The sequence below is a fragment of the Kitasatospora sp. NPDC048545 genome (genome assembly GCF_040651155.1).
Lineage (GTDB): Bacteria > Actinomycetota > Actinomycetes > Streptomycetales > Streptomycetaceae > Kitasatospora.
On the sequence record NZ_JBEZIQ010000004.1, the window covers coordinates 121060 to 144669 of the forward strand.

23 protein-coding genes are annotated in these 23610 nt (G+C 74.0%); 14 read left to right on the plus strand and 9 right to left on the minus strand.

What is annotated here, in order from left to right:
* Window positions 1-38: 38 nt before the first annotated feature.
* Both AB0D10_RS06080 and AB0D10_RS06085 read left to right on the plus strand, forming a co-directional pair.
* The gene (locus tag AB0D10_RS06080; RefSeq protein WP_360252028.1) at window positions 39-1694 is read left to right on the plus strand and encodes a CehA/McbA family metallohydrolase; all 1656 of its coding nucleotides are present in this window, start codon (window positions 39-41) and stop codon (window positions 1692-1694) included.
* 264 nt (window positions 1695-1958) lie between these two features.
* A complete protein-coding gene (locus tag AB0D10_RS06085; RefSeq protein ID WP_360252031.1) occupies window positions 1959-2453 on the plus strand; it encodes an ATP-binding protein in 495 nt (164 codons plus the stop codon).
* A 52-nt stretch (window positions 2454-2505) separates the two neighbouring features.
* On the opposite strand, the gene AB0D10_RS06090 is transcribed toward AB0D10_RS06085, so the two are convergent.
* Window positions 2506-2964: a DinB family protein gene (locus tag AB0D10_RS06090; RefSeq protein ID WP_360252447.1), complete on the minus strand. Its 459-nt coding sequence runs from the start codon at window positions 2962-2964 to the stop codon at window positions 2506-2508.
* A 222-nt stretch (window positions 2965-3186) separates the two neighbouring features.
* Between AB0D10_RS06090 and AB0D10_RS06095 the strand changes: the two genes are divergently transcribed.
* Both AB0D10_RS06095 and AB0D10_RS06100 read left to right on the plus strand, forming a co-directional pair.
* Window positions 3187-3759, plus strand: a complete 573-nt coding sequence (locus AB0D10_RS06095; protein ID WP_360252034.1) for a carboxymuconolactone decarboxylase family protein — start codon at window positions 3187-3189, stop codon at window positions 3757-3759.
* A 188-nt stretch (window positions 3760-3947) separates the two neighbouring features.
* Window positions 3948-4823, plus strand: coding sequence for a methyltransferase domain-containing protein (locus tag AB0D10_RS06100; protein WP_360252037.1), 876 nt, complete (start codon window positions 3948-3950; stop codon window positions 4821-4823).
* 137 nt (window positions 4824-4960) lie between these two features.
* On the opposite strand, the gene AB0D10_RS06105 is transcribed toward AB0D10_RS06100, so the two are convergent.
* The gene (locus AB0D10_RS06105; RefSeq protein WP_360252040.1) at window positions 4961-6226 is read right to left on the minus strand and encodes an alpha/beta hydrolase; all 1266 of its coding nucleotides are present in this window, start codon (window positions 6224-6226) and stop codon (window positions 4961-4963) included.
* Between the two features lie 127 nt (window positions 6227-6353).
* On the opposite strand from AB0D10_RS06105, the gene AB0D10_RS06110 reads away from it, so the two are divergent.
* Window positions 6354-6812 carry a MarR family transcriptional regulator gene (locus AB0D10_RS06110; RefSeq protein ID WP_360252043.1) on the plus strand — a complete coding sequence of 153 codons (459 nt, stop codon included), beginning with the start codon at window positions 6354-6356 and terminating at the stop codon, window positions 6810-6812.
* A 369-nt stretch (window positions 6813-7181) separates the two neighbouring features.
* On the opposite strand, the gene AB0D10_RS06115 is transcribed toward AB0D10_RS06110, so the two are convergent.
* A complete protein-coding gene (locus AB0D10_RS06115; protein ID WP_360252046.1) occupies window positions 7182-8501 on the minus strand; it encodes an MFS transporter in 1320 nt (439 codons plus the stop codon).
* A 250-nt stretch (window positions 8502-8751) separates the two neighbouring features.
* On the opposite strand from AB0D10_RS06115, the gene AB0D10_RS06120 reads away from it, so the two are divergent.
* The 5 genes from AB0D10_RS06120 (at window position 8752) to AB0D10_RS06140 (ending at window position 13648) form a co-directional block, all read left to right on the plus strand.
* Window positions 8752-10248 carry a condensation domain-containing protein gene (locus AB0D10_RS06120; RefSeq protein ID WP_360252049.1) on the plus strand — a complete coding sequence of 499 codons (1497 nt, stop codon included), beginning with the start codon at window positions 8752-8754 and terminating at the stop codon, window positions 10246-10248.
* 34 nt (window positions 10249-10282) lie between these two features.
* Entirely contained in the window at window positions 10283-11452 is a 1170-nt protein-coding gene (locus AB0D10_RS06125) for an alkene reductase (protein WP_360252052.1), read from the plus strand.
* Between the two features lie 21 nt (window positions 11453-11473).
* Window positions 11474-12442 (plus strand): NAD-dependent epimerase/dehydratase family protein, encoded by a 969-nt coding sequence (locus AB0D10_RS06130; RefSeq protein WP_360252055.1) that lies wholly within the window; start codon window positions 11474-11476, stop codon window positions 12440-12442.
* The gene (locus AB0D10_RS06135; RefSeq protein ID WP_360252058.1) at window positions 12360-12725 is read left to right on the plus strand and encodes a hypothetical protein; all 366 of its coding nucleotides are present in this window, start codon (window positions 12360-12362) and stop codon (window positions 12723-12725) included. Before AB0D10_RS06130 ends, AB0D10_RS06135 begins: the two co-directional genes overlap by 83 nt.
* An 83-nt stretch (window positions 12726-12808) precedes the next feature.
* Window positions 12809-13648 (plus strand): AAC(3) family N-acetyltransferase, encoded by an 840-nt coding sequence (locus AB0D10_RS06140; RefSeq protein WP_360252061.1) that lies wholly within the window; start codon window positions 12809-12811, stop codon window positions 13646-13648.
* Window positions 13649-13729: 81 nt separating this feature from the next.
* Here AB0D10_RS06140 and AB0D10_RS06145 read toward each other — a convergent pair whose 3' ends face one another.
* The 5 genes from AB0D10_RS06145 to AB0D10_RS06165 form a co-directional block, all read right to left on the minus strand.
* Entirely contained in the window at window positions 13730-15256 is a 1527-nt protein-coding gene (locus AB0D10_RS06145; RefSeq protein WP_360252064.1) for a M1 family metallopeptidase, read from the minus strand.
* Window positions 15257-15443: 187 nt separating this feature from the next.
* Window positions 15444-16316 carry a sulfurtransferase gene (locus tag AB0D10_RS06150; protein ID WP_360252067.1) on the minus strand — a complete coding sequence of 291 codons (873 nt, stop codon included), beginning with the start codon at window positions 16314-16316 and terminating at the stop codon, window positions 15444-15446.
* A 136-nt stretch (window positions 16317-16452) separates the two neighbouring features.
* Entirely contained in the window at window positions 16453-17535 is a 1083-nt protein-coding gene (locus tag AB0D10_RS06155) for a methyltransferase domain-containing protein (RefSeq protein ID WP_360252070.1), read from the minus strand.
* Window positions 17536-17712: 177 nt separating this feature from the next.
* Entirely contained in the window at window positions 17713-18036 is a 324-nt protein-coding gene (locus AB0D10_RS06160; RefSeq protein ID WP_360252073.1) for a hypothetical protein, read from the minus strand.
* A 154-nt stretch (window positions 18037-18190) separates the two neighbouring features.
* The gene (locus AB0D10_RS06165) at window positions 18191-18814 is read right to left on the minus strand and encodes a polysaccharide deacetylase family protein (protein WP_360252076.1); all 624 of its coding nucleotides are present in this window, start codon (window positions 18812-18814) and stop codon (window positions 18191-18193) included.
* Between the two features lie 546 nt (window positions 18815-19360).
* On the opposite strand from AB0D10_RS06165, the gene AB0D10_RS06170 reads away from it, so the two are divergent.
* Window positions 19361-20218, plus strand: a complete 858-nt coding sequence (locus AB0D10_RS06170) for an SAM-dependent methyltransferase (RefSeq protein WP_360252079.1) — start codon at window positions 19361-19363, stop codon at window positions 20216-20218.
* Window positions 20219-20299: 81 nt separating this feature from the next.
* Here the strand turns inward: AB0D10_RS06170 and AB0D10_RS06175 are convergent, their stop codons facing one another.
* Window positions 20300-21169 carry a DNA-formamidopyrimidine glycosylase family protein gene (locus AB0D10_RS06175; protein ID WP_360252082.1) on the minus strand — a complete coding sequence of 290 codons (870 nt, stop codon included), beginning with the start codon at window positions 21167-21169 and terminating at the stop codon, window positions 20300-20302.
* A gap of 159 nt (window positions 21170-21328) precedes the next feature.
* Here AB0D10_RS06175 and AB0D10_RS06180 point away from each other — a divergent pair, with 159 nt between their 5' ends.
* The 3 genes from AB0D10_RS06180 to AB0D10_RS06190 all read left to right on the plus strand — a co-directional run bounded on the left by AB0D10_RS06180 (window position 21329) and on the right by AB0D10_RS06190 (window position 23552).
* Window positions 21329-21832, plus strand: a complete 504-nt coding sequence (locus AB0D10_RS06180; protein ID WP_360252085.1) for an SRPBCC family protein — start codon at window positions 21329-21331, stop codon at window positions 21830-21832.
* 98 nt (window positions 21833-21930) lie between these two features.
* Window positions 21931-22596, plus strand: a complete 666-nt coding sequence (locus AB0D10_RS06185; RefSeq protein ID WP_360252088.1) for a hypothetical protein — start codon at window positions 21931-21933, stop codon at window positions 22594-22596.
* Window positions 22597-22757: 161 nt separating this feature from the next.
* Window positions 22758-23552: a thioredoxin domain-containing protein gene (locus AB0D10_RS06190; protein ID WP_360252091.1), complete on the plus strand. Its 795-nt coding sequence runs from the start codon at window positions 22758-22760 to the stop codon at window positions 23550-23552.
* Window positions 23553-23610: the final 58 nt, after the last annotated feature.

The window sequence follows — 23610 nt, forward strand, 5'->3', positions numbered from 1 at the left end:
GCACGCGAGCGACCGCCCGCCCCGATCCGGAGGCCCCGATGCCGACCGAACCCAGCACGCCCCGGCCCGGACGACCGGCCCAGCCCGGCACGCCCCAGCCCGGACAACCCGCCCGGCCCGGCCCGACCGACCGACCGCCGCACCCCGCCCGCCGTGACCTGCTCCGCACCGGCCTGGCCACCGGCGCCGCCACCGCCCTCGGCCTCGCCGCCACCACCGGCGAAGCCGCGGCGGCCCCCGACGCGTCCCCCACCGCGGCCCCCGACCGCACCCTCACCCTCACCGGCCACCTCCCCACCGGCTCCCCCGACTTCGTCCACCTCCCGGTCGAAGTCCCCGAGGGCGTGCGGGAGATAGCCGTCTCCTACAGCTACGACAAGCCCCCGGTCCCGGCCGGCACCCCGGGCAACTCCTGTGACATCGGCATCTTCGACGAGCGCGGCACCGACCTCGGCGGCCCCGGCTTCCGCGGCTGGTCCGGCGGCTTCCGCACCGAGTTCAGCCTCTCCCGCTCCGCCGCCACCCCCGGCTACCTCCCCGGCCCGGTCGATCCCGGCACCTGGCACGTCGTGCTGGGCCCGTACCAGGTCGCCCCGCAGGGCCTGGACTACCGCGTCCAGGTCACGCTCCGATTCGGCGCGCCCGGACCACAGTTCACCCCGCACTACCCGGCGGAACGGGCCCGCGGCCGCGGCCGCGCCTGGTACCGGGGCGACTGCCACCTGCACACCGTCCACTCCGACGGACGGCGCCTCCCCGAGGAGGTCGCGGCCGGGGCCCGCGCGGCCGGCCTGGACTTCATCGTCTCCACCGACCACAACACCAGCTCCTCGCACGCCGCCTGGGGCCCGCTGGCCGGCCCGGACCTGCTGATCCTCCCGGGCGAGGAGATCACCACCCGCAACGGCCACTGGCTCGCCCTCGGCCTGGAGGGCGGCCAGTTCGTCGACTGGCGCTACCGCTCGCGCGACGAGGAGTTCCCGCGCTTCGTCCGCCAGGTCCACCGCTCCGGCGGCCTGGTGGTGCCCGCCCACCCGTACTGCCCGTACGTCGCCTGCCAGTGGAAGTTCGGCTACGACCAGGCGGACGCCGTCGAGGTGTGGAACGGCCCCTGGACGTACGACGACGAGTCCGCGGTGGATACCTGGGACGGCCGGCTCGCCGTCGCCCTGCGCGAGGGCCGCTCCTGGCTGCCCGCCATGGGCAACAGCGACGCGCACAGCGAGCCCCAGGTGATCGGCTCCCCGCACACCGTGGTACTGGCCGAGGACCTCACCCGCGACGCGGTCCTGGACGGGCTGCGCGACGGGCGCAGCTGGCTCGCCGAATCCCGGTCCGTCCAGCTGGAGTTCACCGTCACCGGGCACGGCCGCCGGGCGGGCATCGGCGAGGAGCTGACCGTCCCGGCCGACGCGCCGCTGGACGTCGAACTCACCGTCTCCGGGGTGCCCGGCGGGACGGTCCGGCTGATCACCGACGAGGGGCAGATGCACCAGGAGTCGCTGCCCGCCGGCGGCTCGGGCACCGTGGTGTGGCGCACGACCGCCGCGCTCGCCGCGTACGTCCGGGCCGAGGTCCGCCACCCGAAGCCGGACGGCACCCCGGGCAGGGGCAACGCGATGGGCCCGGACCTGCCCTGGGGCCCGATGGCGGCACTGACCAACCCGGTCGTGCTGCGCGCCCAGGAGCGGTAGGCGACTCCCGGGAACGGCGGAAGCGGCCACCGGCCGGTCACCGAACGCTTACCGGGCGGTCACCGGCAGGCCGCGGCGCCCCACCCACCCACCGGGTGGGGGACGACTCGGGGCACCCGTTTGGACTAGGTTGATCCCCGAAACGCATCAGTCGTAGGGACGAGGCGATCGGCTGTCCGGACCAGGGCCGACCAGCCCCTTCGCACTCCGACCGCCTCGCCCCGGCTACCCGACCGTCCCCGGCCCGCGAAGGGATCCGCAGCTGTGAACCGTACGACCGTAGGTGGGCCGGAGCTCGGGGGCGGCCGGGGCGCCGGGGGCGTCCTCGTCCTTGTCGACCCGTCCGGGGCCGGGAACAGCCCGGTCGCGGAGCTGCTCGCCCGGGAGCTGCACCCCAGCGTCCACCTGCGGACGGACGACTTCCTGCGGGTCATCCGCAGCGGCCGGCTCCAGCCCCACCTGCCGGAGGCCGGGCGCCAGAACGCCACCGCCCTGGCCGCCGCCGCACAGGCCGCCTTCGCGTACGCCACCCGCGGCTACCAGGTCGTCGTGGAGAGCCCGGACGTCCCGGCCGGGCTGGACACCTTTCGCCGGGAGAGCCGCACCACCGGTACCGCCCTCCACTACGTCGTCCTCCGCCCCGGCCCGGTCCCGGTCGACGACCGGCACGTCCTCGACACCCGCGACCTCACCCACGAGACCACCGCCAAGTCCGTCCTCGCCGCCCTGACCCGCCGCACCCACCTCCTCGGCTGGTAGCAGCACGGCCGCCCGGCTCCGCAGCGGCCCGGCCGGGCCCCACGGACAGGGCCTACGCCCCCACCACCCCGTCGATCGCCTCGCGGAGGAAGTCGGCGTGCCCGTTGTGCCGGGCGTACTCGTGGATCAGGTGCAGCATCACCAGCCGCAGGGACACCTCGGCGTCCCACCGGGCCTGGTACCCGGTGACGTCGAGGGTCTCGGCGGCGAGCTCGATGCGGCGGGCGTGCTCGACCTCGGTCCGCCAGGCGGCGAAGGCCTCCGCGCGGGTGGCGCCGGTCGCGTCGTACGCGGCCTGGTAGTCGCCGTCCGCGGACCAGACCAGCGGGAGGTCCTCGCCGTTGATGACCCGGCGGAACCAGGTGCGCTCCACCTCCGCCATGTGCCGGACCAGCCCGAGCAGGGTGAGCGTGGACGGCGGGCTGGACCGCAGGCGCAGCTGTTCGTCGTCCAGGCCCTCGCACTTCATGGCGAGCGTCGCCCGGTGGAAGTCCAGGAAGCCGCGCAGCATCTCGCGCTCGCCGCCGGTCAGCGGCGGTGCGGGGCGTTCGTCGGGGGCGTTCACGGTGTCGCTCTCCTCACGTGTCGTCCGGATCCCGTCAGGGACTCGGGATCCTCGCGGACTGTAGCGAACGGACCGCCCCGCCCGGCGGCGAATTTTCTCCCGGCTGTCACATCCGCCCGCCCTCCGGTGTCTTCATGCCCGACCGAACCACCGCACGAGGAGGACACCATGGCGCTCCGCCTGCCGAAGGCCCCGCTGCCCGCCGGGCTCAGCGAGAACATGATCACGGCGTTCGGCGCCGTCTTCGAGCCCACCGAGGTGATCTGGCACAACCCCGGGGTCGCCACCGCGAACACCGAGTTCGCGGGCAGGATCGCCGGGTGGGACGCGCTCGACGAGAGCCTGAAGTCCTTCGCCCACATGGCCGTGGCCTCGCTGGTCGGCTGCAGCTGGTGCCTGGACATCAACTACTTCCAGGCACAGAACAAGGGCCTGGACCTGACCAAGGCCGCCCAGGTGCCGAACTGGCGGGCCTCCGAGGTGTTCGACCCGCTGGAGCGGGAGGTGATGGACTACGCCGAGGCCATGTCCGTGACTCCGCCGACCGTCACCGACGAGCAGTACGGGGGTCTGCTCGACGCCCTGGGCGCGGCGGCGATGGTCGAACTCACCGCCTACGTCGCCTTCGTCAACATGGCTGCCCGGAACAACATCGCCAACGGCGTCTCCTCCCAGGGCTTCTCCGACTCCTGCGAGGTCCCGCTCGCCGGCCGCCCCGCCACGGCAGCGGCACAGGAATGACCCGGCCCGGGGCCGACCAAGCGTTCCCCGATCGCCGTCACCCGCCCGGCAAACGCCCCGGCGACCGGCCCGCCCGGTAGCCGCCCCCGGTCGCGCGGCGGTGGTCCGAGCCCCCTCGGACCACCGCCGCGCTCCTTTCCCACCGGGCACACCGGCCCATCACGTAACGTGTTCGGACCACCACCGGTTTGGGTACGTACCTCGGCGCGCCCGACGGCCGGGCGCCCACCGAGCAGGAGACCCAGCGGCCCATGGACCACAACCGCATCCCCCCGACCGTACGCCAGACCTACGGCGCCGGCGATCTGTCGAAAGCAGCCAGCTTCGCCGGCGGTTTCATCAACTTCGGTGACTGGCAGGGCATCGACCTGACCGCGCCCACCTCCGACGACCGCGTGCACAGCCAGGAGCAGCTCTACCGGCGGGTGCTGCGGAGCTTCCCCGAACCACGCGAGCACCTGCGGCTGGCCGAGGTCGGCAGCGGCCGCGGCCTCGGCGCCGCCCTGGCCCTGCGCGAATTCCGGTTCGCCGCCGTCACCGGGATCGACATCCACCCCGACCAGGTCGAACGCGCCCGAGCCGTCAACGCCAAGGCCCTGGCCACCTACCCCGACCGCCTCGCCTACACCATCGGCACCGCCGACCGGCTCCCCTTCGCCGACGCCTCCCTGGACGGCCTCTACTCCGTCGAAGCCGCCCAGCACTTCCGCGAACTCACCGGCTTCGCCCGGGAATCCGCCCGTGTGCTGCGCCCCGGCGGCCGACTCGCCGTCACCACCTTCTTCGCCGCCGAGGGCCCCGAGGTCGCCGAACGCCTGAAGATCCTCCTCGCCAGCTTCGCCGACGGCCTCGACGTCCCCCACCCCCTCGGCCCCTTCACCGAGGACCTCACCGCGGCCGGGTTCGCCGAGGTCACCACCGAGTCCATCGGCGCCGACGTGTGGCCCGGCCTCGACCGCTACCTGGTCGACGCCGTCCCGCCCGGCCACTGGACCCGCAACTTCCTCCCCTCCTGGCGCGACGGCCTCCTCGACTACCACGTCGTCACCGCCGTCCGGGCCTGACCTGCCGGGTCCGCGAACGCGATGCCCGTCCGCCGGCGCGCGCGGACGGGCACCGCGGCGGACAGGCACCGCGGCGGACGGGCACGCGGCGGACGGGCGTCCCGACGAGCAGTACCCGACGCGGTTCCGCGCCGCCTTCAGCCCCGCGTGTTCTCCCGGACCTCCACCAGGCGGGTCGGAGCCGCGCCGAGCCACCAGGTGGGGTCGGCACTGCCGTCGGTGGTGCGGCCGTCGCGGTGGACGTAGTGGCGCACGTCGCGGCCGGGCTCGGCGAACTCGCCGTTCAGGGCGCGCTCCAGCCACTCGGCGCCGAACCGGAAGGCCTCGGCCGCCACGCCGCCGAGCGGGTGGAACTCGTCCTCGTAGACCCGCAGTTCCTTCGGCGCCCGGATCCGCTCGAAGCTCTCCAGCGCCTGGCCGAGGTCGGTCAGCTCGTCGAACTCGCCGATGCCGTACAGCACCGGGCAGGCGATGTCGGCCACCAGGTCGCCGAGCGGCATCCGGTCGGCGAGGTCGCGGTCGAAGGCCGCCTCGTCGGTGTACCCGGCCATGTACATGTAGTTGTTCTTGAAGGTCGGCTGGGCACGCTCGAAGATGGTCGCGAAGTCGCCGGTGACGGCCTCGAACGCGGCCAGCGCGGCCAGGCGCCGGTCGGTGGCGGCCGCGCGGGAGCCCCAGTAGCCGCTCATCGAGATGCCGAACATGCCGATCCGGTCCGCGTCGACCTCCGGCAGCCCGACCAGGTGGTCGAGGTAACGGCCGATCGCCCGCTCGTAGTTGGACAGGTCGACGGTGAGTCCGCCGGCGCGGCTCTCGCCCTGGCCCGGTCCCTCGACGGACAGCGCGACGATCCCGCGGGAGGTGTAGTACCGCTCGGCCGCCCAGATGTAGTCCTCCTTGATCATGTCCATCCCGGGGCCGAGGATGACGGCCGGCGCGTTCTCGACCCGGCCGGCCGGCAGGTGCAGCAGGGCGTGGATCGTCGAGCCCTCGAAGTCCAGCTCCACCCGGCGCACCCGGCCGTCGCGCAGCGCGCCGAGGCGGGCCACGCAGTGGTTCGCGCGCTCGCGCATGGCCGCCTTGCGCGGGTCGGCCGCGTCGAACACCGAGTACTGGGCGCGGCCCCACATGACCGCGGCCCGCAGGTAGAGGTCGGCGGCGGTCCGTGCGAAGCCGCCGCGCTCGTGGTGGGCGGCGCGCTCCTCGGCCTGTCCGGCCACCGTCGCCCACGCCTTGGGCAGCATGGCGCCGCTGCGGACGAGCGCGAAGACCTTGGTGAAGTCGGTGTGGTCGTGGCCGAGCTGCTCCATGGTCCCGACGGCCTCGGGGTGCAGCGCGTCGAATCCGCCCTGCGCGAGGGCGATGTCCAGGGCCCAGCTCTGTCCGGTCGAACGGATGGTCATGGTGGTCTCCTCCGGGGTCGGGGGCAGGGTCGAGCCGCCCCGCGAATCACTGAGCACTTAGTGACTAAGTACTTAGCTATTAAGTACTTAGGCTAGTCTGCTGTCAACCCGCCGAGGAGGACCGACCATGGCCGAGCAGCCGCCCACCCCCGACCGCGCCCAGGCCCTGGACCGCCTGTCCCGCGCCGCCTACCGCCTCAGCGCCGCCGACGCCCGGCTGCGCGGCCGCGCCACCCGCACCCCCGGCGCCCTCTCGCTCACCCACGCCCGCGCCCTGCGCACCCTGGCCGACCAGGGACCGCTGACCATCAGCGGGCTCGCCGCGGGCACCGAGACCACCGGCGCCGCCACCACCCAGCTGGTCAACGGCCTGGTGGCGGCCGGCTACGTCACCCGCACCCGGCCGCCCGAGGACAAGCGCTCCGTCGTGGTCACCCTGACCGACGCCGGACGCGAACGGCACCGGCAGCGCCAGGAGGCGCTCACCGACGCCCTGCACACCGACCTGTCCGACTACGACGCCGAGGCACTCGACCGCGCCGCCGAGGTCCTGCACCGGCTGTCCGCCGTCTACGACCGGCTCTGAACCCCGCCGCCCGCCCCGTGCGGCCCGGGGCCGGGCCGCACGTCCGGAGGAACTCCAGCACCGCCGGCACCCGGCAGATCGCCGCGTTCGACCGGCCCTCCGCCGTCAGCGCCGGCACCTCGCGTTCGGGTCATGGCCGCCCGACCGGGCACCATGGCCGCCGCGTCGGCCACCCTCGGAGTGCCCGGACCGTGGGCGCCGCCCTGGCGGCCGGCCGGACCGGGGAGCGCCGGGGCCCTCCTCCTTGCGGCCTCCTGCGCAGCCCCGGCCGCCGCCTGGGCCCTCCGCACCCTCCCCGTCACGACCGCCGCCCGCCGCCCGCCGCCCCTGCCACCGACGAACCGGCCACCAGGCCACCGGGCCACCGGCTCAACCGACCGCCGCGCCGGCCCGCTTCACCGGATCGGTCCCGGGCGCTACGGAAGCCTCGGGAGCCTCCGTACCTGCGGGAGCCCCGGGCTCCGCCAGGGCCGCCAGCCGGCGCAGGCTGGCCCGGCGCTGGAGCGCGCCGAGGCCCACGGTGGCCGCGCCGAGGCCCAGCCAGCCGACCGGGCCGGCCGCCATCACCACCCCGGTCAGCAGCAGCGGGCCCACCGACTTCTGCACCGACTGGGACATCCCGGCCACGCCCAGGTACGACGCCTGGGCGCCCGGCGGCGCCAGGACGACCGCCAGCTCCCAGGAGCTCACCGAGCGCATCAGCTCCGCCAGCGTGACCAGCACGGCCGCGGCCAGCAGCGCGATCGACGCCGCCCACGGCCCGCCACCGGTGGCGAGCACGATCAGCAGGCAGCCGGCGAACAGCGTCACCCCGTACCAGCCCACGGCCGCGGCCGCCCCGCGCGGGCCTTCCGCCAGCGCCGAGACCCGCAGTTGCAGCAGCACCACCAGCACGGTGTTGAGGACCAGGAAGACCGGGACGACGGCGGGCGGCGCGTCAGTGTGGTGGACGAGCCAGAGCGGCAGGCCGACGTTGAGGATCGAGTCGTCGAGGTTCATCGGCATGTCCAGCAGGACGAACACCAGGTAGCCGCGATCGCGCCAGGGGCTCGGCACGGCGGTCGCGCCGGCGGCGGGCTCCTGTCCGGCGGCCGCCGCGACCAGGCCGCGGCCGGCCGGCTCCCGGGTGCGCCAGACCAGGACGGCGGCCACGACGAAGGAGACCGCGTTGGCCAGGATCAGCGTGCGGTACGCGGCCGTGGTGCCGACCGCGAGGCCGATCGCCGAGACGCCCGCACCGAGCGCGTACCCGGCGTTGGCCACGCTGCGGAACAGTGCCTGGTACGTGGCGCGCCGCTCGCCCGCGACGCGGGTGGCGAAGAGCATCTCCAGGGTCCTGGCGGCCCGCTCGGCCAGGCAGGTCAGGGCGACCGCGGGGAGCAGGGCGGCGAAGTCGTCGACCACCAGCAGCAGGCCCATCGTCCCCACCCGCAGCAGGTGGCACCCGATCAGCAGCCATCGCACCGGCACCCGTTCGGCCGCCCGTCCGGCCAGCGGCGACCCGGCGATCCCCGCCACCGCGCCCACCCCGAGGAGCAGGCCGAGCCGCCGGGCGTCCATCCCGCACACGTAGGTGAAGTACAGCACCGAGGCCGCCGCCCACACCCCGGTCCCGGTCCGGTCGACGCACTGGGCCAGCAGCATGATCCGCGCGTCCCGCCCGCCCGGCGGCTTCCGCAGCTGCGCCATCAGTCCGTTCCCCCGCATGGCAGGCCCCCGTTGCATGATCGGCATCAATCTCGACATCAAGATACTTCATATCAAGACACCTGTGGAACCCCCGCCCCCGCCACCCCGACCGCCCCGCCCATCCCCGCCACCCCGCCCGGCCGGGCCCTCGACGCGCGGCGGGCGGTGCGCCACACTCTCCCCAGCAGCACCCCGCGCTCCCAACGCACCGGCACGACGTCCTGACCACCGCACAACGGAGAGCCTCACGGTGAGCACTCGTCAACTGCTGGAGATCGTCCTCTCGTCCGGCCGGTCCGGGTCCGGCCCGGCCACCTGGGGCCAACGGGCCATCCGGGACGCCGTACGCCGGCTGGCCCCGGCCGACGCGCCGCGCTACAACATCACCACCGCGGCACCACTGGACCCGGGCCTGCCACTGCCCGTCATCCTCGGCGCACTGGAGCACCTGCTGCACCTGCACGACTCCCTGCACACCCGGCTGCTCCCGGGCGAGGACGGCGAACTGCGCCAAATCGTCGACCCGGAAGGGACGTTGGGCGTCGAGGTGTGGTCCGCCGCCGGGGCCGACGATCCGGCCGAGCTCGGCGCCCGGCTGCACGGGGAACTGGCGGCACGCCCCTTCGACACCGCCGCGCAGTGGCCGATCCGGGTCGGCGTGGTGACCGCGGACGGGCTGGCCCGGCACATCAGCCTGGCGCTCTCCCACACGGCGGTCGACGGCTCCGGGATGAACCGACTGGTCGCCGACCTGACCGCACTCAGCCTCGGCCACTCCCGCGACGAGCTGGCCGGCCTGCGGCAGCCCGCCCAACAGCCCCTGGAGGAGGCCGAGTTCCAGACCTCGGAGCGGGGCGTCCGACGGGACACGGGCGCCCGCAAGCATTTCGTGCGGAAGCTGCGACTGGGCCCACCCCGGCTCTTCCCGCCGACCGCCACCACAGATCCGACCACCGCAGGCCCGACCACCGCAGGCCCGACCGCCACAGACCCGACCACCGCAGGCCCGACCACCGCGGGCCCGGCCGCCGGAGCCCCCGCACCGTTCCCGAACGCGGTCCTCCGCTCCCCCGCCCTCCCCCGTGCGGTCGAGCAGGTGGCCGCCACCCACCGGGTGAGCACCTCCTCGGTCCTGCTCGCCGCGGCGGCCGCGATGACCGCCGAGCTGGCCGGAAGGACCGAGGCCGTGCTCAACGTCGTCGTCAACAACCGCTTCCTGCCCGAGCTGACCAACGCGGTGAGCGTGGTCGCCGGCGACGGCCTGTTCCATCTCCCGGACGCCACAGCCGAGTTCGGCGACGTGGTGCGCCGCACCCATGCCGCCGCGATCGGCACCTACCGGCACGCCTACTACGACAAGCTCGCGCTGGCCGCCGACATCGAGCGGCTCGCCGCCGAGGGCACCGAACCCGCCGACCGGTCCTGCGTCTTCAACGACACCCGCGAGCTGATCCCCGCCGACACCGATCCCGCCGGCACCGACCCGGGCGACGACCGGACCACCCTCACCTGGCCGGTGGAGTTCGAGCCGCGCCCCGGCCTGACGTACGCACTGGACGCCCTGCAGTCCCCCGCGGCGCTGAGCCTCGCCATGACGGCGGACCCCTCCGTGCTCCCGCGCCCCGCGATGGAGCGATTCCTCTACGGCATCGAGGAGTTGATCCTCACCGAGGCGAGTGCGGCGGCAGCAGCGGCGAGCACCGCGGCGGCGGCGGGCGCGACGGCGCAGGCGTCCTCCCGGGCTTGAACCTGACACCGATGTCAGGTTCTACCGTACCGGCATGACCACCACCGCGGAATCCCTGCTCAGCCCGTACCGCCTCGGCTCGCTCGACCTCCCCAACCGCGTCGTCATGGCCCCCATGACGCGCTACCGGGCCGCCGAGGACGGTACGCCGCTGCCCGTCGTCGCCGAGTACTACGCCCAGCGCGCGAGCGCCGGGCTGATCGTCACCGAGGGCATCTGGCCGAGCAGCCGCGGCCAGTCCGGCTGGCGGCTGCCCGGCCTGGAGACGCCCGCGCACGTGGCCGGCTGGCGCGCGGCGACCGGGGCCGTGCACGCCGCCGGCGGCCGGATCGTCGCCCAGCTGATGCACGGCGGCCGCCAGGGCCACCCGCTCAACCGGCTGCTCGGCGACCTGCCGGCCGGCCCCTCCGCCATCCCCGCGCCCGGCCCGGTGCACGTCAGGGAGGGCGGCAAGGCCGAGGCCGTGACCCCGCGCGCGATGACCCGCGAGGAGATCCGCCAGGCGGTCACCGACCACGTCGACGCCGCCCGCAACGCGCTCGCCGCCGGCTTCGACGCCGTCGAACTGCACGGCGCCAACTCCTACCTGATCCACCAGTTCCTGGCCGACAACACCAACCTGCGCACCGACGAGTACGGCCCCCGCACCCTCGCCGACCGACTGCGATTCCCGGTCGAGCTGGTCACCGCCGTCGCCGGGGCGATCGGCCCCGACCGCCTCGGCCTGCGGCTGTCCCCCGGCAACCCGCAGTTCGGCATGCACGAGACCGATCCGGCCCCGGTCTACCGGGCCCTGCTCGCCGAACTCGACGGCCTCGGCCTGGCCTACCTCCACCTCACCGACAACGACGACTACCCGGCCCTGGCCGACCTGCGCCCCCGCTGGTCCGGCCCGCTGATCGGCAACGTCGGCGAGAACCGCGAGGCCACCGACCGCGAGCGAGGCGAGGCGGTGCTGGCCGGCGGACTGGCCGACCTGGTCTCCTACGGCCGCGCCTTCATCGCCAACCCCGACCTGCCGGAACGGTTCGCCGCCCGCGCCCCGCTCACCCCCGTCGACCCGACCCACCTCTACGGCCAGACGGCGGCCGGCTTCACCGACTACCCGAGGCTCACCGACGTCACCGACGCCCCGCAGCCCGCCCGCATCCCGCAGCCCGCCGACGACCCGGAGCCCACCGTCGTCCCCCGGCCCACCCGCTGACCGGGCCCCTACCCTGGTTCCATGCGGATCCTCGTCCTCGGCGGCACCTCCTTCGTCGGCCGCGCGATCGTCGACGACGCCCTGCGCGGCGGCGCCGAGGTCACCCTGTTCAACCGCGGCCGGACCAACCCCGGCCTCTTCCCCGGCGCCGCCCGCCTGATCGGTGACCGCGACACCGACGACCTCACCGCCCTGCGCGAGGGCCGCTGGGACGCCGCGGTGGACGTCAGCGGCTACCGCCCGCACCAGGTCGACCGGGCCACGGCCGTCCTCGGCGACCGGGTCGGCCGCTACCTCTTCGTCTCCAGCCACGCGGTGTACCGGCGCGACGGCCTCGCCCCCGGCTCCGACGAGTCCGCCCCGCGCCGCGCCCCGCTGCGCGACGCCGAGCACCTCACCGAGGAGACCTACGGCCGGCTCAAGGTCGCCTGCGAGGACCACGTCACCTCCCGCTACGGCACCCGGGCGACCGTCGTGCGGCCGGGGAAGGTGGCCGGGCCGCACGACGAGCACCGCGGGCTCACCTACTGGGCGCGCCGGGCGGCCCGCGGCGGGCGGATCGCCCTGCCCGGCCGCCCCGAGCAACCGGTCCAGCTGGTCGACGCGCGCGACCTCGCCCGGCTGGTGCTCCGGCTGCTCCAGGACGACCGGCCGGGCGCCTTCCACGCCGTCGGCCCGGCCGAACCGACCACCCTGGGCGGGCTGATCGCCACCTGCGCCGAGGTCGCGGGCACCGAGGCCGAGGTCGTCCCGGTGCCGCCGGAGACCGCCCCGAAGTCGTTCTTCCCCCTGGTCCGGGCCGAGTCGCTCTGGCCGGGCCAGCAGCGCGACCCCGCCAGGGCCCGCGCCGCCGGGCTGCCCGCGACCCCGCTCGCCGCCACCGTCGCCGACGTGCTCGCCTGGGACCGTGAGCGCGGCGCACCGCCGCTCGGACACGGGTTCACGCCCGAGCAGGAGGCCCGGGCCCTCGCCGCTGCGGACGCACGATGACCCCCGCCCCACCTGCGCCCGCCCCCACCTGCGCCCGTCCCCGCCGCCGCCCCGCCCCGTCGTCGTCGCGCTGCACCCCGAGCACGCCGAGGCCGTCCCAGCGGTCTTCCAGGCGGGCATCGACACCGGCAGCGCCACCGTCGGGACCCGCGCCCCCGACCGGGCCGCCGTCGACGCCGCCGAGTTCCCCGACCACCGCCCGGTGGCCCTCGACCCCGCCGCCCCGGGCGCCCGGGGCCCGGGCGTCACGTGGTCCTGCTCGAACGCCGCAGCCCGGCCGTGAACTGACGCCGTTCGTCCCCGCCCTGACCGCCTGTCAGTGCCACCCGATATGGTCGGGCCCGAACGATCGCACTGGAGGGCACCATGACCGCACCGGGCACCACCACGCTCACCACCGCCGACCTCGTCGAGGGCTGGCGCCGGGTGGGCGTCCGCGAGGGCATGGCGCTGATGGTGCACTCCTCGCTGTCCGGCCTCGGCCGGGTCGAGGGCGGCGCGGCGGCCGTGGTGGCCTCCCTGCGCGAGGCGGTCGGGCCCGGCGGCACCGTCGCAGCGCCCACCTTCACCACCGACACGGTCCGCGACCCGGCCCCCGGGCGGGCCGGTCCGCCCACGGCCGAGATCGCCGAACTGCGTTCTGCCGTGCCGCTGTTCCACGCCGGACTCCCCTCTTCCACGGGCGCCGTGGCGGAGGCCCTGCGCGCGCTGCCGGAGAGCCTGCGCAGCACGCACCCCCAGGTGTCGGTCGCCGCCGTCGGAGCGCACGCCCGCGAGGTCACCGCCCGCCGCTCGCTCGGCTTCGCCGTCGGCCGGGAGTCGCCGTTCGGCGCGCTGCACGACCTCGGCGGCCATGTGCTGCTGATCGGGGTCGGGCACAACCGCAACACCGCCCTGCACTACGCCGAGACCTTCGCGCCCAACCGCCGGCTCAAGCTCCGCCGCTTCCCGATGGCGATCCAGGGCGAGCGGGTCTGGATCGAGGCGCCGGACGTGGGCGACGACAACGACACCCACTTCCCCGTCGTCGGGCGGGAGTTCGAGGAGACGGCCGGCATCCGCGAGGTGCCGGTCGGCGCCGCGCCCTGCCGGCTGGTCCCGCTGCGCGGCCTCATACCCTTCGCCGTCCGCCGCCTCACCGAGCTGCTGGCCGCGGACGGCCCGACCACGGCGCAGCCGACCGGCGCACGGCACGACAGGCCGTGACCGGACGGTGCGGCCCGGCCGTCCGCCCGCTCCCGGACGGCCGACCGGGCCACCCCCGTCACCTCACTTCACGCCCGGGCGTCAGTGCCCCGCGTCGTGGAGGGAGTTGGTCTCCTGGATCTTCTTCCAGGACTTCGGCTCCGCCGGCAGCTGCCCGTCGGTCTGGCCCGCTCCGGGCGCCAGCGAGGCGGCCGCCGCGGCTCCCGGCGCCACCGGCCCGGTGGCCGGCTTCGCCGCGGTGAACAGCCAGGTCGTGAAGAGGTCACCGAGCTTCTTGCCGGAGACCTTCTCCGCGTACGCCTGGAATTCGGGGATGGTGGCGTTGCCGTAGCGGCGCTCGGTGGGCCAACCCTTGAGGATCCGGAAGAACGCCTCGTCCCCGACGGTGTTGCGCAGCGCCTGGATGGCCACCGCGCCCCGGTCGTAGACGGCGCCGGAGAACTGGTTGTCGGCGCCCGGGTCGCCCGGCTTGACGGTCCAGAACGCGTCGTCGGCCGGGTGCGAGGCGTAGACGTAGTCGGCCAGTTCCTGCGCGGTGCCCTCGTTCTCGTGCTCGGACCAGAGGAACTGCGAGTACCGGGCGAAGCCCTCGTTCAGCCAGATGTCGCTCCAGCGCGAGAGCGAGACGCTGTCGCCGTACCACTGGTGGGCCAGCTCGTGGACGACCACCGAGGTGTTGGCGCCGCGCGAGAACTGCCGGGGGCTGTAGAAGACCCGAGTCTGGGTCTCCAGCGCGAAACCGGTCTGGACGTTGGGGACGTAGCCGCCGACGGAGCTGAACGGGTAGTCGCCGAAGTAGCCGCTCAGCCAGTCGACGAGTTCGCCGGTGCGCTCGACGCTCGCCCTGGCCGCGTCCGCGTTGTCGCCGAGGTCCTTGCTGTACGCGTTGTAGACCGGCAGCCCGCCGGGCGTGGTGTCGGTCGTGACGTCGAACTTGCCGACCGCGAGCGTGGCCAGATACGTCGCCTGGGGCTTGTTCTCCCGCCAGGTGTAGCGGGTCCACCCGGCCTGGGAGGAGGTTCCGGTCAGGATGCCGTTGCTGATCACCTGGTTGCCGTCCGGCACCAGTACCGAGACGTCGAAGGTGGCCTTGTCGCTCGGGTGGTCGTTGCTCGGGAACCACCACCACGCCGACTCGGGCTCGCCGGCCGCCACCGCGCCGTCCGGCGTGCGCAGCCAGGCGGTGAAGCCGTACTTCTTCATGGTGGACGGCACGCCCTTGTAGCGGACCACCACGGTGGCCTGGCTGCCCTTGGCGATCGGCCGGGCGGGGGTGATCTCCAGTTCCTGCTCGCCGCTGGTCGTGAAGGCCGCGAGCCTCCCGTTGACCCGGACCTCGGCGACGTTCAGTGCGAAGTCGAGGTTGAACCGGGAGAGGTCCTGCGTGGCGGTGGCCAGGATCGTGGTGGTGCCTTCGAGTTCGTCGGTGGTGGGCTGGTACTTCAGCCGGATGTCGTAGTGCGAGACGTTGTATCCGCCGTTGCCGTAGGTCGGGTAGTAGGAGTCGCCGACCCCGGCCGCGCCGGGTTGGAAATCGGATGCCGAGGCGGGAACGGCCAGGAACAGGCTCAGGGCGCTGGCAGCAGAGACGATCAGCCTCTTGCGCACGTGGTCCTCCAGGGATCACCGGAACGATGGGTCGGATCGATCCATGTCCCGGTGATCCCCGCTCCACTCCCCAATCGTGAGATGTTCATGAAAAGAAACGCGCCGAAATGACACCGTCGCAGCAACGCCGCGACGGCGTCACGTCACCACACCGGCCTCGCCCGCAGTCCTGAGCCCCGTCCGCCACTCAGGACCCGAGCGTCACCGGAGCCCGCACCAGCGAGCCGTACTCCGTCCACGAGCCGTCGTAGTTCTTCACGTGCGGGTAGCCGAGCAGCTCGGTGAGCGCGAACCAGGTGTGCGCCGACCGCTCGCCGATCCTGCAGTAGGCGATCACCTCGCGCTCCGTCGACACCCCCTTGCCCGCGTACAGCGCCCGCAGCTCCTCCGCCGACCGGAACGAACCGTCGTCGTTGGCCGCCTGCGACCACGGGATGTTGACCGCGCCGGGGATGTGCCCGGGCACCTGGGCCTGCTCCTGCGGCAGGTGCGGCGGTGCGATCAGCTCGCCCCGGAACTCGGCCGGCGAGCGGACGTCCACCAGCACCGCGTCCGCCCCCGGCTTGGCGAACACCTCGGCCTTGGCCAGCACCTCGTCCCGCAGGGCCCGCAGCTCCGGCCGCTCGGGGCCGGTCAGCCGGTAGCCGGTGTGCTGGTAGTCCATCACCTCGGGGGTGAGTTCGCGGCCCTCCAGCTCCCACTTCTTGCGCCCGCCGTCCAGCAGCCGCACCGGCCCGAAGCCGCGCAACCGCAACAGCCAGTAGGCGTACGCGGCGAACCAGTTGTTGTTGCCGCCGTACAGCACCACGGTGGTGTCCTCCTCGACCCCGGCCGCCCGGAGCAGGTGCTGGACGCCGTCGCGGTCGGCGTAGTCGCGGCCGACCCGGCTGTGCAGGTCGGTGGTCCAGTTCCAGCCGACCGCGCCGGGGATGTGGTCCCGGTCGTACGCGGTGCTGTCCTCGTCCACCTCGACGACCCGGATCGTCCCGTCGTCCAGGTGGTGGGCCAGCCATTCGGTGTCGACCAGCGCCTCGGGGTGTGCGTAACCGTTGCCGGTCATCCCGGGCCCTCCTTGCCTGCCGTGGGCGTGCCGCGTCGCCGTGCGCGTGCGCTCGGGCGTGCGCGCGGGGCACCGGCGACCGGGCCGGACCCTTCGAACGTACGCCGCCCGCCCGGCCCGGGCCACCCCGGCCGGGTCAGGCGGCGGCCGCCCCGTCCCGCCGCGCCACGTAGTAGAGGTTCAGGATGTCCCCCTCGACGCGTTCCACCTCCACCGACCCGAACCCGGCCTCGGCCAGCATCCGCCGCGCGGCCTGCTCGCCCCACACCGTCCCGAGCCCCTCCCCGCCCTCGCCGAGCGAGACGGTCATGCAGTAGAAGGTCGAGAAGGTGTACAGCGCCGGCGCCAGCGGGTGCTCCACGTTCTCCTCCAACTTGCTGCTGGCCGCGACGTCACCCATCAGGAAGACCCCGTCGGGCCGCAGCGCACCGGCGACGGCAGCCAGCGTCCGGGTCGGCCGGGCGAGGTCGTGGATCACGTCGAAGGCGGTGACCAGGTCGTACGATCCGTCGATCCCGGCCGAGTCGGCGATCTCGAACCGGGCGTTGTCCAGCCCGAGTTCGGCCGCCGAGGCGCGGGCCGCGGCGATGCCGTTCTCGGCGATGTCGATCCCGGTGACCCGGCTGGCCGGGAAGGCCTTCGCCAGCACCGTGACGGCGTGCCCCTGCCCGGTGCCGACGTCCAGCACGTCGATGCCGGCCCGCAGCCGCTCGGTCAGTCCGGGGACCAGCGGCACGATCGCGTCCACCAGCGCCAGGTCGTACACCCGCGCGCTCTCCTCGGCCTGCAGCTGCTGGAAGCGCGGGTAGGCCGAGTACGGCATCCCGCCGCCGGTGTGGAAGTGGCCGAGCAGTTCCTGCTCGACCTCGCCCATCATCGCCAGGAAGGGCATCATGCCGGCCAGGTTGTCCGGCCCGGCCGCCCTGGTCAGTGACGCCGCGTGCTCGGGCGGCAGCGCGTAGGTGCGCCGCTCGGGGTCGTACGCGACGAAGCCGGCGACGACCATGCCGCCCAGCCATTCGCGCACGTAGCGCTCGTTCAGCCCGGCACCCCGCGCGATCTCCTCGCTGGTCGCCGGATCCAGTCCGGCCATCAGGTCGAACAGCCCGGTCTGGTGGCCGAGGCTGGTCATCAGCCCCAGACAGGCGTCGTTCAGGACGCCGACCACGCGTCCGGCGAAGGCCTCCTGCTTTTCCGCGTCCAGTTCCCGTACGGACATGGCTTCCTCCTCCGCGGCCGGAACGGCGCCCCTCTCCTGTCACGCTACGCCGTTCACCCGAACGGCCCCACCGGTGATACCGATGGGGCCGATGGGGCCGGGTCGAGGAGGGAGGACGGTCCGGCGGCACCCTGCCTGTCGCCGGGCCGTCCGGATCCGCGGTGATCGTCCTCGGCCTCAGGAGAAGGCGACGGAGCGGAACTTCAGCCGGTCGCCGAGCCTCTTGCCCGGGTTCATCACGTAGAAGACGTCGCCGTCGCAGTGCTTCTCAAGGAACACCGTGGCCGTCGAGGTGGTGAGGTTCTCCGGCGCGAAGGCCGGCTCCGTGCCGATGTCCGGGACGTCGATGCACACGCCGCTCTGCGGGTCGAAGATGCCGGTCGGGATGCCCGGTCCGACCTTGTAGAGGAAGTCGCCGGTGGCGGCGTTGGCGGAGGTCGGCACGGCGAGGGCGAGGGCGGCGGCGCTGACGGCAGCGAGAACGGCGTTTCGGAGTCGCATGGGTGATGGCCTTTCAGGCGGTACGCGGCGGTACCGGATTCATTGGTGCGTTATCACCCTAGAGGCCCAAAATGCGCAGAAACGGTTCTCCCAATCCACCCGTTCGAGTGGTTTCGCCGGAAGAGCCGCTACCCCACTACCTCCGGTAGTGCTCTCAGTTGGGCGGCGCGGTGAAGAAGTACCCCGAGTCGACCAGCACCGGCAGGTACGCCTTCAGTGCCGCCACCGTCTGCGAACGGTCACCGCCGCCGTCGTGGTTGAGCACGATCGACCCGGACCGGACGTCCTTGAGGATGGTGTCGATGATCGCCGAGGTCCCCGGCCGGGACCAGTCCCTCGGGTCCACCGACCAGGCCATGTTCCGCATCCCGAGGTCGGCCGCGACCTTCAGTGACTCCGGGGACCAGTCCCCGCCCGGTGCGCGGAACCAGGTGGGCTGCCGGCCGGTGGTCTTGTACAGCAGGTCGGAGGTGCGCTGCAGCTCGTCCCGCACCTTGGTGTCGGAAAGGTGCCGCAGGTCGGGGTGGGTCCAGGTGTGGTTGGCGATGTGGTGGCCGCGGTCCGCGATCTCCCGCACCAGCTCCGGATGCTCGACGACGTTCTCGCCGATCAGGAAGAACGTCGCCCGGATCCCGTACTGCTGGAGCAGCGCCAGCACGGTGGGGGTGTACCGGGGGTCGGGACCGTCGTCGATGGTGAGCGCCACCACCTTCCGCGCCGCGTCCAGCTCGTACACCGGCTTGGTCTCGGCCTCGGTGAGCGCCTTGCGCACGGGCATCACGCTCGGCACCGCCGAGGGCGAGGGGGACGACACGGCCGAGGGAACCGCCGGGGGCGTGACCGGTAGAGCGCCCGGCGACCCCCCGGCTCCGGCCACCACCACCGGGAGCGCACTCTCGTCCACGCCCACTTCGGCCGCCGTCCCGCCCTCCCCGCCGCTCCAGGGGCTCCGGCAGCCGGAAGCGGCCCCCAGGAGGGACATCCCGGCCGTGGCCAGCAGCAATCTTCGCGAAATAATCTGACGATCTGACAGCATTCTGAATGCTTCCCCCGGGCGTCACCGCCGCTCCCCGGAGGCGCCCCCTACGGCCCCGATCACCACCCGGACGGCCCAAGAACGACCCCGGCGTGACCCCGTGGAGACTCCGGCGCGCCCCTGCGAAGACCCCGGCGCGGCCCCCCGGGCAGGCTCCTGGGGCACCGGAGCGCACGCCCCGCCCCCGGCACCTTCGGCCGTTCTTCTCCGACCCGCCACCCGGCCTCTTACCCGGGCCGCTACGCTGTGCCTCCCCAGTGTGATGATCTGCCATTAGAGGACGTGGCCATGACGACAAGTCAGGACTTCCCCCAGCAGGGCCCGCAGGACGACGCCGCCGAGCTGAGCCAGTGGGAACGTTTCGGCGTCGACACCACCACTCCGCACTCCGCACGCGTGTACGACTACTGGCTGGGCGGCAAGACCAACTTCCCGCCGGACCGCGCCATGGGCCAGGCCATCGAACAGGCCGTTCCGAGTGTCAAGGAGATGGCCAAGGCCAACCGCGCCTTCCAGGGCCGGGCCGTCCGCTACCTGGCCCGGGAGCACGGCATCCGCCAGTTCCTCGACCTCGGCACCGGCATCCCCACCTCCCCCAACACCCACGAGATCGCCGAGGCGGTCAGCCCCGGCACCCGGGTGGTCTACGTCGACAACGACCCGATCGTGCTCGCCCACGCCCGCGCGCTGATGGTCTCCAGCCCGGCCAGCCGCACCACCTACATCCACGCCGACCTGCGCAAGCCCGAGGAGCTGTTCGCCGATCCGGCGCTCACCTCCACCCTCGACCTCACCCGGCCGGTCGGCCTGCTGATGATCGCCGTGCTGATGCTGATCGCCGACGAGGACGACCCGTGGGGCCGGGTCGCCGCGCTGCGCGATGCCCTGCCCGCCGGCAGCTGCATCGCCCTCACCACCCCCACCCAGGACTTCGACCCGGAGGCGGTCGGCAAGGTCGCCGAGGCCGCCCGGGCCGGCGGGATGACCCTGGTGCCGCGCTCCTACGACGACGTGGTCCGCTTCTTCGACGGCTGGGAGCTGATCGAGCCGGGCGTCGCCCCGGTCCTGGCCTGGCGCCCGGACGGCGAGCCCCCGGCCGACCCGAAGGCCGCGTACTACTGGGGCGGCGTCGCCATCAAGCGCTGACCGGACCGCTGCCGGCCGAGGCGGGACCCGTCCGCGCCCCGCCTCACCCCAGCTGCCCCGCCTCACCTCAGCAGCCCCGCCTCACTTCAGCAGCCGCGACATCCGCCGGTCCGCCAGCGGCTTGCCCCCGGTCTGGCAGGTCGGGCAGTACTGCAGCGAGGAGTCCGCGAAGGACACCTCCCGCACGGTGTCCCCGCACACCGGGCAGGGCAGGCCGGCCCGACCGTGCACCCGCAGCCCGAGCTTCTTCTCCGCCTTCAGCTTCCCCGCCGCGAGCCCGCGCGAGCGCTCCACCGCCTCGCGCAGCGTGCCGCCGAGTGCCTCGTACAGCCGCGCCGTCTCCTCCTCGGTCAGACTGCCCGCGATCTTGTACGGCGACATCCGGGCCGCGTGCAACACCTCGTCCGAGTAGGCGTTGCCCACGCCCGCCAGCACGCTCTGGTCCCGCAGCAGGCCCTTGATCCGGTGCCGGTCGCCCCGCAGCAGTGCGGCGAAGTCCTCCAGGGTGAAGCCCGGGTCGAGCGGGTCCGGGCCGAGCCTGGCGACGCCCGGCACCCCGGCCGGGTCGTTCACCACGTAGACCGCGAGCCCCTTCTTCGTCCCGGCCTCGGTGAGGTCGAACCCGTCCCCGGCCTCCCCCTCCAGGCGCAGCCGCAGCGCCAGCGGGTTCTTCGGGCCGGGCCGGGGCGGCTCGGCGGGCAGGCTGTCCTTCCAGCGCAGCCAGCCGGCCCGGGCCAGGTGCACCACCAGGTGCAGCCCGCCGGCCTCGATATCCAGGAACTTGCCGTGCCGGCCCACGGCGCCGACGGTCCGTCCCTCCAGCGCCGTCACCGGCGGGTCGTACGTCTTCAGTGCGCTGATCGCCACCGGCTGCACCCGGGCGATCACGCGCCCGGTCAGCCGCTCGGACAGGAAGGCGCTCAGCGCCTCGACCTCGGGCAGCTCCGGCATGCACCCAGTCTCCCCCGGCGCACCGCCCGGCGCGCGCCCTGCCCGGTGCCCCTCCCCTTCGCCCCTTCGCCCCTTCGCCCCCGCTGGTTCGCCCTTTCGCCCCTTTGCCCACCCCCACCCCGAAGCGCAGGCTGGAACGGAGGGAGGTGCCTCGCGACCATGAGCACCCTTGAGGAACAGATCGACATCGCCGCCCCCGTCCTCGCCGCCTGGGAGCAGTTGCACCGGGTGCACGAGTACCCGCAGTTCGTCGACGGCGTCCGCAGCGCGCATCCGCACGGGCGCAACCTCGCGCACCTCGGGGTGGCGGTCGGCGGTGCCGAGCACGCGGTCGACACCGAGATCACCGACCGCGGCCGGGGCCGGGTGATGGCCTGGCGAACGCTGGAACCCCTCCGACTGAGCGGGGCGTTCGCCCTGCTGCCGCTCGACGCCCGGCACACCCGGATGCAGATCCGGGTGGAGTACGACCCGGAGGCCGTGCACCGGACGTTCGGCGGGCCGCGCGGCTTCGCCCAGGCCGGGGCGATCGAGCGGACGGTCCGCGAGGACCTGGAACACTTCCGGGAGCTGGTCGAGGCCCGGGTCAGCGCCGCCGATGACCGGACGAGCAGTGACGACGACCGGACGAGCGCCGCCGACGACCGGCCGCAGGAGCTGTAAGAAGCGCATAAGCCCAGCTCAGCACGGGTGGTGAGGCTCTTCACAGGTTCCCGGCGGCCTGGCCGTTCCGCGTCCGACCTGTGGCAGACTCGGATGCCATGGACATCGGCCCGGTCACCAGGACGCTCCGCGCGGCGGTCTTCGCCGCGCTGGTCGTGCTGCTCGCCGGGCTCGGCCAGGTGCTGGTCACCGGCCGCGCGCTGCCGGTCGGCCCGATGCTCCTGGCCTCGGTCGCCGTCTTCGCGGTGGCCTTCGCCCTCGCCGGCCGTGAGCGGGGCTTCCCGGCGGTCGCCGCGGTGTTCCTGCCGCTGGAACTGGGCGTCAGCGCCCTGTTCGACGTCGCCCAGACGAGTTGCCCGTCCCTGCCGCCCGGCGCCGGGCACGGCCTGCAGCCGCTGCTCTGCGGCGGCGGTTCGCTGGGCGGCTTCCTGCTCGGCCACGGCGTCTCCGAGCGGACCGGCGTGCTGCTGCTGGTGCTGGTGCTGGTGCACACGGTGATCGCACTGGCCGGCGCGTACTGGCTGCGTCGCGCGGACGCCGCGCTGGCGGGCCTCGCCCGGACCGCCCGGATGCTGGGCGAGTTCCTGCACCGGCACCTCCCGGCCGCCGCCCGCTGGCTGCTGCTGCTCACCGCGCCCGTCCCGGCCCGTCCGGTGGCGCGGGTGCCGTTCCCCCCTGCCAGCCGCGCGCTGGTCCCCGCCGAGGACGTCGTCGTCCGTCCGGCCGTCCGGCGCGGTCCGCCGGTGTTCGCCCCGGCCGTCTGAGCCCCCCGCCAGGCCCGAGCCCCGCTCCGCCTGAGCCCTTTCGTCCGGGCCGAGCCCTCCGCTCGCCCCGGCCGGCCCGCTCACCCGGCCGTCTCTCCCCGCGCAGGCCCCGACCGGCCGCGCCCGCACCCCGCACGCCCGAGAGCACAGGACGACACCCCATGAGCAACAGCCGCAAGACCGACAAGGCCTCCGCCACCGACCGCATGCGCGCCGCCCGCGCCCAGGCCGAGCGCTCCGACCGGATCCGCCGCCGGGTGGTGGTCGGCGCCGCCTCCGCCGCCGTGCTCGCCCTCGCCGCGGGCGTCGCCTTCGCCGTCGGCGGCGGCTCCTCCGGCTCCGGTTCGGACGCCGCCGCGAACGGCCCGCTGGTCGTCCCCGCGAACGCGACCGGCGACGGCGGCACGGTGATCACCTACGGCAAGGCCGACGCCCCGCACACCCTGTCGGTCTACGAGGACTTCCGCTGCCCGTTCTGCGAGCAGCTGGAGACCACCACCGGCAAGACCATCCAGCAGCTCGCCGACGCCGGCACCTACAAGGTCGAGTACCACCTGGCGACGTTCCTGGACAAGAACCTCGGCGGCAAGGGCTCGCGCACCGCGCTGGCCGCCGCCGGCGCCGCCCTGAACGAGGGCGTGGACAAGTTCAAGCAGTTCCACGACGTGCTCTACGCCAACCAGCCGGACGAGCGCAGCGACGCCTTCGGCGACGTCAACCACATCCTGGACCTGGCCGGCCAGGTGCCCGGGCTGAAGACGGACGCGTTCGTCAAGGCCGTCCAGGACGGCACCTACGCGCCCTGGGCCGCCAAGGTCAACGAGGAGTTCAACAAGAGCGACGTCACCGGCACGCCGACCGTCAAGCTGGACGGCCAGAAGCTGGACGTCCTCAGCAACGGCAAGGCCGTCTCCCCCGAGCAGTTCACCGCCATGGTCAAGCAGGTGACCGGGTGACGCCCGCCGCCCCGGCCACCCCCGAGACCCCGGCCGCCCCGGCCGCACGGACGGCCTA

Excerpts from the sequence above, each read along its gene's own strand:
- AB0D10_RS06160 (WP_360252073.1), bottom strand. The coding sequence starts at position 18,036 with ATGCGACTCCGAAACGCCGTTCTCGCTGCCGTCAGCGCCGCCGCCCTC.
- AB0D10_RS06190 (WP_360252091.1), top strand. The coding sequence starts at position 22,758 with ATGAGCAACAGCCGCAAGACCGACAAGGCCTCCGCCACCGACCGCATG.
- AB0D10_RS06105 (WP_360252040.1), bottom strand. The coding sequence starts at position 6,226 with ATGACCATCCGTTCGACCGGACAGAGCTGGGCCCTGGACATCGCCCTC.
- AB0D10_RS06175 (WP_360252082.1), bottom strand. The coding sequence starts at position 21,169 with ATGCCGGAGCTGCCCGAGGTCGAGGCGCTGAGCGCCTTCCTGTCCGAG.
- AB0D10_RS06165 (WP_360252076.1), bottom strand. The coding sequence starts at position 18,814 with ATGCCCGTGCGCAAGGCGCTCACCGAGGCCGAGACCAAGCCGGTGTAC.
- AB0D10_RS06080 (WP_360252028.1), top strand. The coding sequence starts at position 39 with ATGCCGACCGAACCCAGCACGCCCCGGCCCGGACGACCGGCCCAGCCC.
- AB0D10_RS06130 (WP_360252055.1), top strand. The coding sequence starts at position 11,474 with ATGCGGATCCTCGTCCTCGGCGGCACCTCCTTCGTCGGCCGCGCGATC.
- AB0D10_RS06090 (WP_360252447.1), bottom strand. The coding sequence starts at position 2,964 with ATGCTGCGCGGCTTCCTGGACTTCCACCGGGCGACGCTCGCCATGAAG.
- AB0D10_RS06125 (WP_360252052.1), top strand. The coding sequence starts at position 10,283 with ATGACCACCACCGCGGAATCCCTGCTCAGCCCGTACCGCCTCGGCTCG.
- AB0D10_RS06150 (WP_360252067.1), bottom strand. The coding sequence starts at position 16,316 with ATGACCGGCAACGGTTACGCACACCCCGAGGCGCTGGTCGACACCGAA.
- AB0D10_RS06180 (WP_360252085.1), top strand. The coding sequence starts at position 21,329 with ATGAGCACCCTTGAGGAACAGATCGACATCGCCGCCCCCGTCCTCGCC.
- AB0D10_RS06140 (WP_360252061.1), top strand. The coding sequence starts at position 12,809 with ATGACCGCACCGGGCACCACCACGCTCACCACCGCCGACCTCGTCGAG.
- AB0D10_RS06155 (WP_360252070.1), bottom strand. The coding sequence starts at position 17,535 with ATGTCCGTACGGGAACTGGACGCGGAAAAGCAGGAGGCCTTCGCCGGA.
- AB0D10_RS06115 (WP_360252046.1), bottom strand. The coding sequence starts at position 8,501 with ATGGCGCAGCTGCGGAAGCCGCCGGGCGGGCGGGACGCGCGGATCATG.
- AB0D10_RS06095 (WP_360252034.1), top strand. The coding sequence starts at position 3,187 with ATGGCGCTCCGCCTGCCGAAGGCCCCGCTGCCCGCCGGGCTCAGCGAG.
- AB0D10_RS06170 (WP_360252079.1), top strand. The coding sequence starts at position 19,361 with ATGACGACAAGTCAGGACTTCCCCCAGCAGGGCCCGCAGGACGACGCC.
- AB0D10_RS06185 (WP_360252088.1), top strand. The coding sequence starts at position 21,931 with ATGGACATCGGCCCGGTCACCAGGACGCTCCGCGCGGCGGTCTTCGCC.
- AB0D10_RS06110 (WP_360252043.1), top strand. The coding sequence starts at position 6,354 with ATGGCCGAGCAGCCGCCCACCCCCGACCGCGCCCAGGCCCTGGACCGC.